This window comes from Chryseobacterium sp. AG844, assembly GCF_003182335.1.
Lineage (GTDB): Bacteria > Bacteroidota > Bacteroidia > Flavobacteriales > Weeksellaceae > Chryseobacterium > Chryseobacterium cupriresistens.
Map to the genome: position 1 here is coordinate 104,962 of NZ_QGTV01000013.1, position 12,694 is coordinate 117,655.

The window sequence follows — 12,694 nt, forward strand, 5'->3', positions numbered from 1 at the left end:
AATGATCCGGATCATTATTAATAATCAACTACGGTAAAACATACGGATTCATAAAACCGTTTTTATTGGTGAGAAAGTATATTGATCAGCTTATTAAATGGATCTATAACGAAAAATCTTCGGACTCCCCATTCTTCATGGGTAAGTTCATAAGTGATTTCAAAGCCTGCATTTTTCATTTTATCATAGATTTCATCCACATTATCCACTTCAATGGACAGGTCAGGAACTTCTGTATTATTTCCTCCCTGTTCAGCAAAGCTGATCTGAACTTTGGCTCCTTCCTCATTACCCAATGTTTTAATCCAACCGTGATCCATCAGAATATCCAGCTCAAGAATGTCCTGATAAAATTGTTCTGCTTTAGAGAGATCATCTGTTTTAATATTGGCTACGATTCTTTTTACCATGTTCAAATTTTTTAATAAAAAAGCCTTGTGAAATTACATAAAATTCACAAGGCTTAATCAGGTATTGAATTGAATCTTGATTAAATGGAAGCCGCAGCTTCTAAAATCAGTTGAGTCACTTCTTCAGGATGTGAGGCCAGTGAGGCATGTCCTGCATCCAACGAAATTATTTTCTCGGGTTCAAGCCGCTCTGCCATTTCTTTTTCGGTTTCTGCCGGGATCATACGATCCTGCAAAGAGATCTGGTACCAGCTTGGAATTGTCTTCCATGCCGGTTCACCCGCTACGTCTCCAAAACACTGACTGTGAATAGGTTTTTGTGACAATGACATCACCAAAGCTTTGTCATCATCTAAATCCTGGCAGAAAGCAGATTTAAATTCATCATATTTGATCCATAAAAAGCCTTTGTTATCCGGATAAATGCTTGCTCCACCCGGCGATTCTCTTCTTCCTAACAGAGATCCCAGACTGTCTCCTGCATCTGGTGCGAAAGCCGCAATATAAACCAGTCCTGCCACTTTATCATGATGTCCTGCTCCTGAGATAACGGCACCGCCATAGGAATGTCCTACTAAAAGCACTTTTCCTTCCTGAGCATCAATAAGGTCTGTGGTTTTATTAATATCATCCTGCAGAGAAGTTAATGGGTTCTGAACACTTCTTACTTTATATCCTGCTTTTGTCAATGAAGGGATAATGTACTGCCAATGTGACCCGTCTCCCCAAGCTCCGTGTACCAAAATAATGGTTAAATCTTTTTGTTCCATAATGATTGTGTTAAATTTGATATGGTAAAGCTACGGCTTAGAATATGAGCAGACGTTAACTTAAGTTAATTTACAATCCGGCTTCTTATTCTGCTGAGTGACTGTTCGGTTACACCCAAATAACTGGCAATATGTTTCTGGGCTATTTTCTGAAAGAGCGCAGGCTGTTTTTTGAGCAAATTGAGATATCTGTTTTCAGGGGAATAGCACAGTAGGTCATCAATCCGTTTTTTGGCATCCAGATAAATTTTTTCGCTCATTACTCTTCCGAACTCCTGCCAGTAAGCCTCTTTTTTGTATAAATTCCGAAGGTGATCTTTACTCAACAGCAGAATTTCACAGTTTTCCAATGCCTGGATATTCATATTGGATACAGTATCACAAAGAATGCTTTCATAATCGGTGAAAAATTCATTTTCAAAATAAAATGCAAAATTGATTTCGCGCCCCTGATCATTGATATAAAAACATCTGATGGTTCCTTTTTTTATAAACCCCAGATATTTGCATTTATCCCCCTGTTTCAGGAAAAAATCAGATTTTAAAAGCCTTGTATCATGAAGCAAAGCATAGAATTCTTCAAAATGATCTGAATCTACCTGGAAAATTTCTCCATATTTCTGATAATTATTTGACGTCATTTGGTGTTATTTGATTGGTTTTTATATTCAAAAAAGCCTTGCAAAATCATATTCACAAGGCTTTTCTACAAAAATTATTTTATTATTTCAATGCTGCAAGAGCGGCATCGTAATTAGGTTCATTAGCAATTTCAGGAACCTGCTCAGTATATACTACTTTGTTGTTTTCGTCTGTAACGATCACTGCTCGGCTCAGTAATCCTTTCATAGGAGAATCTGCGATGGTCACTTCATAATCGTCTCCGAAGCTGCTTCTGAAATCTGAAAGTGTTTCTACATTATTCAATCCTTCTGCTGCACAGAATCTTCCTAATGCAAATGGAAGGTCTTTAGAAACATTGATGATCACTGTATTATCAAGCTTTGAAGCTTCCTCATTGAATTTTCTGGAAGAAGCGGCACAGGTAGGGGTATCAATACTTGGGAAAATATTGAATACTTTTTTCTTTCCGTCAAAATTTTGAAGTGTTTTCACATTTAATCCTGAATCTACCAATGCAAAATCTTTTATTGTGGTTCCTACTGATGGTAATGCTCCTATTGTGTGTACTTCGTTTCCTTTTAAAGTGATTGTCGTTGACATAATATTTATTTTTTTATTTTTTCAAATGTAATCAAAAAAGAAAATTTTTCCGGTTTTATTATGGTTAAATTAATCTTAAAGTGAGAATAAAAAACATCTTATTGATTATCAGTTTTATCAGACATAATTACTATATAGCTGCAGCCTTGAAAAAGCCTGATTTTAAGGACAAAAAGTTCAGCCTCTGAACATTATAAAATTATTTCTAAAATAAATGTAACCGGAAGGTGAACATAAATTAAGCAGATATCAATATAAAGAGTCAAAAGCCTCTTTTTTTTATGGAAATATCTTAAATAAAACAATGATATTTACTAAATTTGTGGGACTTAAAATTTCAAATAAAAAATAACAGTATAATGTCAGAAAAATCAAAAATCTATTACACACTTACTGATGAAGCTCCAATGCTGGCTACTCACTCGTTTTTACCTATCGTAAAAGCTTTTACAAAATCAGCAGATATCGAAATCGCAGTACCGGACATTTCTTTGGCAGGAAGAATTTTAGCCAACTTCCCTGAGTTTTTGAAAGACGACCAAAAGATCGGTGATGCTTTGGCAGAACTTGGAGAATTGGCAACAAAACCTGAAGCCAACATCATTAAGTTACCGAACATTTCTGCTTCTGTACCTCAATTGGATGCAGCGATTGCTGAATTACAAGGTAAAGGTTTCGCAGTTCCAAACTATCCTGCAGAACCTAAAAATGACGAAGAAAAAGCGATCAAAGCTAAATATGCCAAGGTATTAGGAAGTGCTGTAAACCCTGTATTAAGAGAAGGAAACTCTGACAGACGTGCTCCAAAAGCTGTTAAAAACTATGCAAAAGCTAATCCTCACAGAATGGGTGATTGGGCATCTGACAGCAAAACTGATGTGGCTCACATGAACAATGGTGATTTCTATGGTACAGAAACTTCTACAACTTTAGAAAACGCTACAAAATACAGAATCGTATTCAAAGGTAACGATGGTTCTGAATCTGTTTTAAAAGACTACGCAGGTCTTCAGGCTGGTGAAGTAATTGATTCTTCTGTTATGAACTTAAAGGCATTGAAAGCATTCGTTCAGGAAGCAATCGAAGAAGCTAAAAACAGAAATGTACTTCTTTCTGCTCACCTTAAAGCAACGATGATGAAAATCTCTGATCCTATCATTTTCGGGGCTATTGTTGAGACTTTTTTCAAAGAAGTATTCACTAAATATGCTGAGACATTCAAATCTTTAGATATTAATCCAAACAATGGTCTTGCTGATCTTTTCGAAAAAATCAAAGGAAATGCTCAGGAAGCTGACATCAAAGCTGATATTGAAAAAGCTCTTGCTGAAGGACCTAGAGTGGCTATGGTAAACTCTGATAAAGGAATTACCAACTTCCACGTACCTTCAGATATCATTGTTGATGCTTCTATGGCTGCTCTTGTAAGAGGCGGAGGTAAAATGTGGAACAAAGACGGAAATGAAGAAGATACCGTTTGTATCATTCCGGACCGTTCTTATGCAGGTTTCTACCAGTCTGTGATTGACGATATGAAAGCGCATGGAAAATTGGACCCTACCACAATGGGATCTGTTCCAAACGTAGGTTTAATGGCTCAGAAAGCTGAAGAATATGGTTCTCACGATAAAACTTTCCAATTAGTTGCAGACGGAACTGTAGAAGTTCAGGATGAAGCCGGAAACGTTCTTCTTTCTCAGAAAGTAGAAAAAGATGATATCTTCAGAATGTGTCAGACTAAAGATGCTCCTATCCAGGACTGGGTAAAATTGGCGGTAAACAGATCAAGATTATCTGATACTCCTGCTATCTTCTGGTTAGACAAAGGAAGAGCTCATGACAGAGAAATTATCAAAAAAGTAGAGAAATATCTTGCTGATCACGATACTACAGGGCTTGACATCAGAATCCTTGATGTAAAAGACGCTATGACTGAAACGTTGAAGAGAGCAAGAGAAGGTAAAGATACAATCTCAGTTTCCGGAAACGTATTGAGAGATTATTTAACAGACCTTTTCCCAATCCTTGAGCTTGGTACTTCTGCAAAAATGCTTTCTATTGTACCATTGATGAACGGTGGTGGTTTATTTGAAACTGGTGCCGGAGGTTCTGCTCCAAAACATATTGAGCAGTTCCTGGAAGAAGGATACCTAAGATGGGATTCTCTGGGTGAATTCTTAGCACTTCAGGCTTCTTTAGAGCATCTTGCACAAACTCAGGGAAATACAAAATCTCAGGTTTTAGCTGATGCATTGGATGAAGCTAACGCTAAATTCTTAGCTACAGATAAATCTCCTGCAAGAAAAGTAGGTCAGATAGACAACAGAGGTTCTCACTTCTATCTAGCAATGTATTGGGCTGAAGCGTTGGCGAACCAGACTGCTGATGCTGAACTTGCTGCTCAGTTTGCTCCTGTTGCTCAGGCAATGCAGGAAAATGAAGAAGTAATCAATGCTGAATTAATTGGTGCTCAGGGTAAACCTCAGAACATTGAAGGTTACTACAAAGCTGATACGTATAAAACATATGCAGCCATGAGACCTAGCACTGTTTTAAATGAAATCATTGACGGAATCTAATTTCGTTCTGATATTAAGAAATAAATAAGAAGCTCCTTTTTTAAGGGGCTTTTTTTGTAACCACCCCGTTAAAAAATATCGGTACAACCACCCCGTCAAAAATTCAAAAAATTTTTGCCACCCCTCCAGAGGAGGGGAATGTTGAGTACCTATTTACTCATCGAGGTCGGTGCATTCCTAATCCCTACAACCTAACATCTACTGCCTGCAACCTCTCACCTATCTATCCTCCACAATCACTCTCCTATGCTCCCTGCCCCAGTTGATCATTTCCTGGATGATATTTCCAAAGGTTCGGCAGTATTCTGTGGGTTCATATTCTATTAAAACAGGAGTTTCGGGATAAACGGTGCGTTTTAGCAGTTTATTCAGTTCCATATCTTTCAGTTCTTTAGAAAGCATTCTGGTGGTAATTCCGGGAATACTCCTTTCAATTTCCCTGAAGCGTCTGTTCCCGTTACACAGTGAATTGATAACAGGAATACGCCATTTGCCTCCGATAAAATAAAGGGTATCCTGTAATGCCCTGAGTTCTTCATTCTGATCTCTTTCCATAATTGCAAAGTTAAGTGATATCACGAATGATACTGGTATACTCTGTGATACTGGTTACAAAAGTATACCATTTTGAAATAACTTTGTCAAAAAATTTACAATGAAAAAATTCAGTAACAAACTGGCTATCGTAACAGGAGGAAACAGCGGGATCGGATTCACTGCGGCAAAAGAACTTATTTCAGAAGGAGCAACCGTGATCATTACCGGAAGGCGAAAAGATGCTGTAGAAATAGCAGCCCGCTCACTTGGTGCCATTCCTTTTATCGCAGATCAGGCCAACCTTAACGATATTGATCTTTTAAAAGAAAATATTGAGAAACAATTCGGGAAAATAGACATCCTGTTTATCAATGCAGGAATTACAGGTACGTTGACTCCTATTGAAAAAATGGATACCGAAAATTTTGATCTGGTGATGAACATCAATTTCAGGGGAGCTTATTTTACTTTAAGCAAATTCATTCCATTATTAAATGATGGTGCTTCTGTCATCTTTTTATCTTCTATTGTGGCTTCTACCTATAAACCCAAAAGTTCCGCTTACCAGGCAAGCAAAGCAGCATTGAACTCCATTGCAAAAACAGCCGCCGCAGAATTAGCTCCAAGAGAAATCAGAGTAAATATGATAAGTCCTGGTCCTATACAAACCGAGATCATGAGTAAGGCGGGTCTGGATGAAGAAACGTTGAAAAATATTCAAAATCATCTTATAGATCAGATCCCATTAAAGAAAATGGGAACTGCTGAGGAAGTTGCGAAACTGGTTATTTATTTAGCCGACAACGATTCTTCCGGGTATGTCACCGGAACTGAAATTGTGATAGATGGTGGTATTACTTTATAAACAACAGATTTAATCAAATCCCGGTAATTGTGTTACCGGGATTTTTCTTGTAGATTTTCGGGGTTAAAAATTCCGGATTCGCCTTTTGATTTGTCCAGCTCGGACAGTTTTCCGTTTCACAGCATGTACTACCCGCCTACTTTTGATCCAGAAAAATAAAACAATACTCATTATGGATACCGTAAAGAAAAAAAGAAATCCCATTGCCATCGTATTTCTGGCTATACTAGGTATTTTCGGAGGGTTGCAGCTATTCAGTGCACCTTTGGAAGGGAGACCAGTTACAGGAAAAATTGAAGCCCCAAAGGAAGTGATCAGTATTCTTGAAAACTCATGTTTCAGCTGTCATTCCAATCAGCAGAATTTAAGCTGGTATGATAAACTTGCTCCTGTTTCCTGGGCTGTAAACAAAGATATCAAAAGAGCCAGAGAAGTCCTGAACTTCTCAGAATGGGAAAAGTTATCTCCTGCAGAACATCAGGGAAAGATGTATGCTATTCTCAATATGATGCAAAGTGGTAAAATGCCTCTCCATGAGTACACCCTTCTGCATCCCTCAGCCAGGATTACAGCAAAAGATATTGAAACGATCAAAAAGTATACACTTTCATTATCCTCAGTAGGCCTATCTGCTCAAAAAAAGATTGAGCCCCCTCAAGTCTCATCCAATGTAACTGTTCCGGCATCAGCAAAATTCCCGGTTTCTCCCAACGGGGTTCGATATACCGATGATTTTAAAAACTGGAAAGTAATCAGTATGAGTACGCTGTTTGATAACTCTATCCGCGTAATTTATGGAAATGATATTGCGGTAAAGGCTGTGGAAACAGAGAATTTTCACCCGTGGCCGGACGGAAGTGTAGTAGTAAAATCCGTATGGAAACAAGAAGAGCTTCCGGATGGGGAAATCAGACCCGGAAAGTTTATCAATGCGCAGTTTATGGTAAAAGATTCCAGACAATATAAAGATACTGAGGGTTGGGGATTTGCAAAATTTTCCGGAGATGATCTTCATCCGACAGGAAAAGCCGCTTCTTTCGCCAAAGAATCCTGCATTGCCTGCCACAGACAACTCGCTGAAAAAACAGGATATCTGTTTGATGTTCCCATGAAAGTAAACACTCAAAGACTCATTCAAAATTTACAGAAAAAATGAAAAATACAATCCTGATCTTATTGGTAAGCCTTGTTTCTCTTACCGCCTGCAGCAAAGAAAATAGTAATACGAATAATGGCCTTTCAAGGGTTGTTTTTGACCCGGGAAATCTCCAATTCATCTCCAATTCTTTAAACCCTAAGAAGAAAACGATGTCGGCATTGTACGGAAATGAAAAAGCACTGGAATCTTTATCACGGGAAAAGCCGGCACCTGAAGCAGGTGCTGTGATGAAACTGGTTACCTGGAAATACCATGACAATCCTCAGTATATTGGCGGAACCATCACCGGAGAACTGGTAAGTATCGAAACTGTTCAGGCAGACAGTGCCGGAAATGTCTCTTATGATCTTAAAAATGATCAGCCTGAGAATACTTTCTCAAACCCAAAAGAAAGAATACAGTATTTCATGAGCTACCGTCCTGTAGCGAGGCCATAATAAAATTTCTGTTTCACTATTTATCATAATATTTCCAATAAAAACATTAATTTAACCTTTTCAAATCAGCAGATTTCATGCAACAGCAAAAAATAAAAATCTCACCGGCCATCATCTGGATAAGCTCCATTTTCCTGGGAGTTCTATCTTCTGTACCCCAGCTGGCGTCTCATGAGTTCAACTGGAAAGAGGCCGCGGTAAACTCGGCCATTACAGCAGCATTTTCCGTCATCATGTGGTATATCAATATCTATATGCTGAACCGTACAGGAAAACGCAGACAGCATATCTCTTATTCCAGATTGATGGTGGTACTGGCTTTCGGGATGGTGATTATGTTTGGACTGGCATGGATTCAGCAGCTGATTCTGTCTCATATCAATTTTGGTCCTGTAATGCTGATGGTGGAAGTAAGGGGAATTTTAATCAACCTGGTTTGCTATATGTTTCTTACGCTGCTTCAGAACAACTATACAGGGCAGCAGATACAGCTTGAACTGGAAAAGGTAAAGAGTGATAATCTGGGTGCTCAGTATGAATTATTAAAGCAGCAGATCAATCCGCATTTTCTTTTCAACAGTTTGAATACGTTAAAATTAATGGCAGAGACTCATGACGAAGAAACCGTTGATTTTATTGTCAAACTTTCTGATTTTTACCGTTTTACGCTGGAAAGCCGTAAGCTGGATCTGATCAGCGTTCAGGAAGAAATGAAAATCGTGGATTCTTATCTTTTTCTTCAGAAAGCCCGTTTTGGAGAAGGGATTAAGTTTACCAACGAACTTGGAAAAGAAACTGCTCAAACGCTTATTCCTCCTTTTACCCTTCAGCTATTGGTGGAGAACTGTATCAAACATAATATTGTTTCTCAAAGCAAACCTCTGCACATTACAATTTATAGTGCTGATGATAATATCGTGATCGAAAATCCTATACAGCGAAAAGTAACTCCTGAAGATTCTTTGGGAGTTGGGCTGGACAATATTAAAATGCGCTACAAACATTTATTGGAAAAGGATATTACCATTCATTCAGACGAAAAAACATTTCAGATAAAACTACCATTAATCCATGAATATAATCATTATTGAAGATGAATTCAGGGCGGCAAAATCCCTGCAGAATTTAATTTCAGACTTAAAACCGGAATCAAAGATACTGGGTGTTTACGACAGTATCGAAACAAGTATTGAAGGCTTAAAGGAGATCAAACCTGACCTTATTTTTATGGATATCCATCTTTCGGACGGACTCTCCTTTGAAATTTTCAAATCGGTGGAGATTACCTGCCCTGTGGTTTTCTGTACTGCCTTTGATCAGTATATGCTGGATGCTTTTAAAAGTAAAGGAGTTGATTATGTTTTAAAACCATTTTCCAGGGAAGATATTGCTGAAGCCCTGCGAAAAGTTGATGAACTGAAAAAATTCTTCCAGAAAAATGAACTTCCGGACCTGGAGTCTCTGATACAGAAAATCAGCCAGCCTGCTGCCGCAGGTAAGAGTAGTTTTCTGGTTTTTAAAAATCAGAAATACACCACCATTCCTACCGAAGACATTGCTTATTTTTATATTCATAATGAGATCACCCATCTGGTTACATTCACAAAGGAACAGTTTCCTCTTACCCAGCCTTTAGGGCAGGTGGCGGAACAGGTTTCCGATAAACAATTCTTCAGAGTCAACAGGCAATATCTCGTTAATTTTAAAGCGATTAAAGAAATGGAGCATTATTTTCAGCGTAAAATACTGGTAAAACTTACCGTTGAAACTCCCGAAAAACTTTTAATTAATAAAGAAAAAACGCATAGTTTCTTTACGTGGCTGGAGGACAGGTAGAGGAGAAAGGAAGCTGGAAGTATTTGAAGGCTTTATAATCAATAAAATTTTTATTTAAATATACTATAGCCCTGATTGAGATGATCAGGGTTTTCTATTGTTAATTTTTTAAGCTTCCTGGCTTATATTAAAAAATAAAAAGCTATTTCTTTTCACACTGCAAAAACTTCCAGCTTCCCGCTCCCATCTTAAAATACTTCCCCTCACAATTTCCGGATTCACCTCTTAATTTGTCCGGTTGAACCTGTTTTGTATTCTTTTGCCTTTATCAGGTGTCTACTTTTGAATCAAATTAAAAGACATGATACTAAAAAACTTAATTACAGTAAGCGCTTTTACCGCAGTATTATTTGCAGCCTCAGCATTTATTCATCAAAATAAAGATCAGAAGACAGCACAGCATTCCACTTCAGAAAATAATGGTTTCGCTGTTTTGGAACTCTTTACTTCAGAAGGCTGTTCAAGCTGTCCTCCTGCAGATGAACTAATGGGAAAAATCGAAAAGGAATACAAAGATGAGCCTGTTTACCTTCTCTCCTACCATGTTGATTACTGGAACCGACTCGGATGGAAGGACCGGTTCAGTACGGCTGAAAACTCTCAACGGCAACAGCAGTACAGCCGAATATTGAATTCACAGGTTTATACTCCACAGCTGGTAGTGAACGGAAAAACAGAATTTGTAGGATCTGATGAAAATAATATCAGAAATGCCATCCGAAAAGCTCTGATTACTTCTAAAAAAACACCTGTAGAGTTATCTGCCGCCATTTCTCAGCATAAAATTGATATTCAATATAAAACACCTTCCGCAGATCCTCAGAATATGTTGCTCATTAATCTGGTTGAAAAACATTCTTCCACAGAGGTGGGGAAAGGCGAAAATGAAGGACGCCATCTGCATCACTGGCAGATTGTCCAGAAACAAAACCTCATCTCATTGAATAAACAGCAGGAAGGAATCACAACATTTAAACTTCCGGAAGGCTTTTCTCCGGAAAACTGGGAAGTCATCGCCTTTATTCAGAATAGGAGAACGGGAGAAATCTCAGGATCAGCAAAAACAGCTTTTAAATAAAATACCACACAATTTAATTATCACTAAAAATTACAACAATGAAAACAAAAACTACAAAAATTATCTATTGGGCAGGAACTATTTTTATGTCATTATGGTTTGGAGCCAGCGGTTTCTTTGAACTGACAAAAAATCCGGTTGTATGGGATATTACGCGACAGCTTGGATATCCGCCTCATTTCATTTATATATTAGGAATTTTTAAAATCTCCGGAGTACTGGTTCTTTTGCTTCCCAATAAATTATTGAGACTAAAAGAATGGGTGTTTGCAGGAATGTTCTTTGATATTCTTTTTGCTTTCTTTTCAAAAATTGCGGTACTCGGTTTTCCGTCTACAGTAGATGCAATTGTTGCTTTTTCTGTGTTAACGGTAACTTACATCATGTTCAGAAAGCTGTATTCTCCTGAATTGGTATTTGGAGAAGCTTAATGATAAAACTCTAATTTTTTCTTATGTTTGAAACAGATCCTTCCATTGCCTGGGAGGATCTGTTGTTTATATATGATCAATAAATTGTGGTTAAAACCGAATAAATAAATGTTGATTATGAAAGCGGACTAAAGTCCGCTGCTATGGATGATTTATGTGTGGGATCGATTATGCTGTTTAGTTAACCACCCCGTCAAAAATTCTTTGAATTTTTGCCACCCCTCCGGAGGAATACTGAGCACGTATTTATTAATCCAGGTAACGTATTCCTTATCCCTAATCCTCTTTTTCTCTCACCTGCAACCTACGATCTGCTATCTGCAACCTATTCCCTAATTCATAAAACCTTCCGGAAACCATTCAAAGCCGGATGTTTTCTTTTTTGTGTAACCAAGGCCCGGCCAGGGTAAATGGTAAGCAAACGCTCTGATTCTGGTATCTGCCAATTGCTGAAGGAGTTTTTTTCTTGAAGCTGTTGCGATATCCAGATCAGTGTCCCCAAAATAGCCCCATTCAGGGTGTGGAAACAAGACAACATCAGAATGGATCAGATCAGCAATATAGATCAGCTTTTCATTTCCTGAAGAGATGGTTGTAACGGTTAATCCCGGTGTATGGCCAGGAGCTAACCGGAAACTAAAATAATCATACAATGTATGATTAAGGTCATAAAACTTCAGTTTGGGCTGAATCGTTTTCAAAATATTCTGAATTGCAGGAATAATCTGATTAAGAAATCCAGGTTGTGTTTTCAGTGCACTGTTGCTGAAATCTTTGATGGAAGCTTTCATCCAGAAATCATGTTCTGTTTTGGAGATGAAAATATCAGCATTGGGAAAAATAAACTGATTTTGTTTATCCACGACTCCGCCAATGTGATCCGGATGGGCGTGAGAGATGAAGACATCAGTAACATCTTTCGCGGAAAATCCTGCTTTTTGGAGACTTTTTAATAGAAATCCGGTTCTTTCATCAGCAAAAATCCCCATTCCGGTATCGAATAAAATGAGTTTATTTTTTGTTTTAACTAATAGAATATTCATCGCCATATCGATATAATTTTCCGGTCTGAAATTGTTTTTAAGGATTGATTTCAATTCTGTAACATTTCCTCTGGGAGCGAATGAGTTCAGGTTTTCTTCATGGATATATCCGTCCGTGAGAACAAATAGTTCAAGCTCACCAAGCCGCAGTTTTTTAAATCCGGAAAGGTCATCTCCTGTTTTGACCAGACTTTTTTTCTGTTCTGCCAGTAAACCGGAAAAAGGAATCATACTTAATGTTCCTGCCAATAATCCGTTCTTTAATAATTCTCTTCTGTTCATAGTCGAACTCATTTTAAATATAAAACAAAAAAACTGAGCTTTT

General features: G+C 37.9%; 14 protein-coding genes. 8 read left to right on the top strand and 6 right to left on the bottom strand.

Going from position 1 to position 12,694, the window contains the following annotated elements; all coding sequences use genetic code 11:
- Positions 1-62: 62 nt before the first annotated feature.
- The 4 genes from DEU40_RS14020 to tpx form a co-directional block, all read right to left on the bottom strand.
- Positions 63-410, bottom strand: a complete 348-nt coding sequence (locus DEU40_RS14020; RefSeq protein WP_110010396.1) for a VOC family protein — start codon at positions 408-410, stop codon at positions 63-65.
- Positions 411-490: 80 nt separating this feature from the next.
- Positions 491-1,180, bottom strand: a complete 690-nt coding sequence (locus DEU40_RS14025; protein WP_110010397.1) for an alpha/beta hydrolase — start codon at positions 1,178-1,180, stop codon at positions 491-493.
- 65 nt (positions 1,181-1,245) lie between these two features.
- Positions 1,246-1,821 (bottom strand): Crp/Fnr family transcriptional regulator, encoded by a 576-nt coding sequence (locus tag DEU40_RS14030; protein WP_110010398.1) that lies wholly within the window; start codon positions 1,819-1,821, stop codon positions 1,246-1,248.
- Positions 1,822-1,903: 82 nt separating this feature from the next.
- On the bottom strand, positions 1,904-2,404 hold the full coding sequence (tpx, locus tag DEU40_RS14035; RefSeq protein WP_110010399.1) for a thiol peroxidase: 501 nt from the start codon (positions 2,402-2,404) through the stop codon (positions 1,904-1,906).
- Between the two features lie 359 nt (positions 2,405-2,763).
- Here tpx and DEU40_RS14040 point away from each other — a divergent pair, with 359 nt between their 5' ends.
- Positions 2,764-4,983: an NADP-dependent isocitrate dehydrogenase gene (locus DEU40_RS14040; protein ID WP_110010400.1), complete on the top strand. Its 2,220-nt coding sequence runs from the start codon at positions 2,764-2,766 to the stop codon at positions 4,981-4,983.
- Between the two features lie 219 nt (positions 4,984-5,202).
- Here DEU40_RS14040 and DEU40_RS14045 read toward each other — a convergent pair whose 3' ends face one another.
- Positions 5,203-5,538: a winged helix-turn-helix transcriptional regulator gene (locus tag DEU40_RS14045; RefSeq protein ID WP_110010401.1), complete on the bottom strand. Its 336-nt coding sequence runs from the start codon at positions 5,536-5,538 to the stop codon at positions 5,203-5,205.
- Between the two features lie 100 nt (positions 5,539-5,638).
- On the opposite strand from DEU40_RS14045, the gene DEU40_RS14050 reads away from it, so the two are divergent.
- From DEU40_RS14050 to DEU40_RS14080, 7 genes are all read left to right on the top strand, one after another.
- Positions 5,639-6,385, top strand: a complete 747-nt coding sequence (locus tag DEU40_RS14050) for an SDR family oxidoreductase (protein ID WP_171006331.1) — start codon at positions 5,639-5,641, stop codon at positions 6,383-6,385.
- Between the two features lie 172 nt (positions 6,386-6,557).
- Entirely contained in the window at positions 6,558-7,541 is a 984-nt protein-coding gene (locus DEU40_RS14055) for a heme-binding domain-containing protein (protein WP_110010402.1), read from the top strand.
- Positions 7,538-7,981: a hypothetical protein gene (locus tag DEU40_RS14060; protein ID WP_110010403.1), complete on the top strand. Its 444-nt coding sequence runs from the start codon at positions 7,538-7,540 to the stop codon at positions 7,979-7,981. The genes DEU40_RS14055 and DEU40_RS14060 overlap by 4 nt, the downstream gene beginning before the upstream one ends.
- 77 nt (positions 7,982-8,058) lie before the next feature.
- Positions 8,059-9,072 (top strand): sensor histidine kinase, encoded by a 1,014-nt coding sequence (locus DEU40_RS14065; protein WP_110010404.1) that lies wholly within the window; start codon positions 8,059-8,061, stop codon positions 9,070-9,072.
- On the top strand, positions 9,053-9,817 hold the full coding sequence (locus DEU40_RS14070) for a LytR/AlgR family response regulator transcription factor (protein ID WP_110010405.1): 765 nt from the start codon (positions 9,053-9,055) through the stop codon (positions 9,815-9,817). The genes DEU40_RS14065 and DEU40_RS14070 overlap by 20 nt, the downstream gene beginning before the upstream one ends.
- Before the next feature lie 301 nt (positions 9,818-10,118).
- The gene (locus DEU40_RS14075) at positions 10,119-10,895 is read left to right on the top strand and encodes a DUF1223 domain-containing protein (RefSeq protein WP_110010406.1); all 777 of its coding nucleotides are present in this window, start codon (positions 10,119-10,121) and stop codon (positions 10,893-10,895) included.
- A gap of 38 nt (positions 10,896-10,933) precedes the next feature.
- Positions 10,934-11,326, top strand: coding sequence for a DoxX family protein (locus tag DEU40_RS14080; RefSeq protein WP_110010407.1), 393 nt, complete (start codon positions 10,934-10,936; stop codon positions 11,324-11,326).
- 332 nt (positions 11,327-11,658) lie between these two features.
- Here DEU40_RS14080 and DEU40_RS14085 read toward each other — a convergent pair whose 3' ends face one another.
- Positions 11,659-12,651 carry an MBL fold metallo-hydrolase gene (locus tag DEU40_RS14085; protein WP_110010408.1) on the bottom strand — a complete coding sequence of 331 codons (993 nt, stop codon included), beginning with the start codon at positions 12,649-12,651 and terminating at the stop codon, positions 11,659-11,661.
- Between the last annotated feature and the right edge of the window lie 43 nt (positions 12,652-12,694).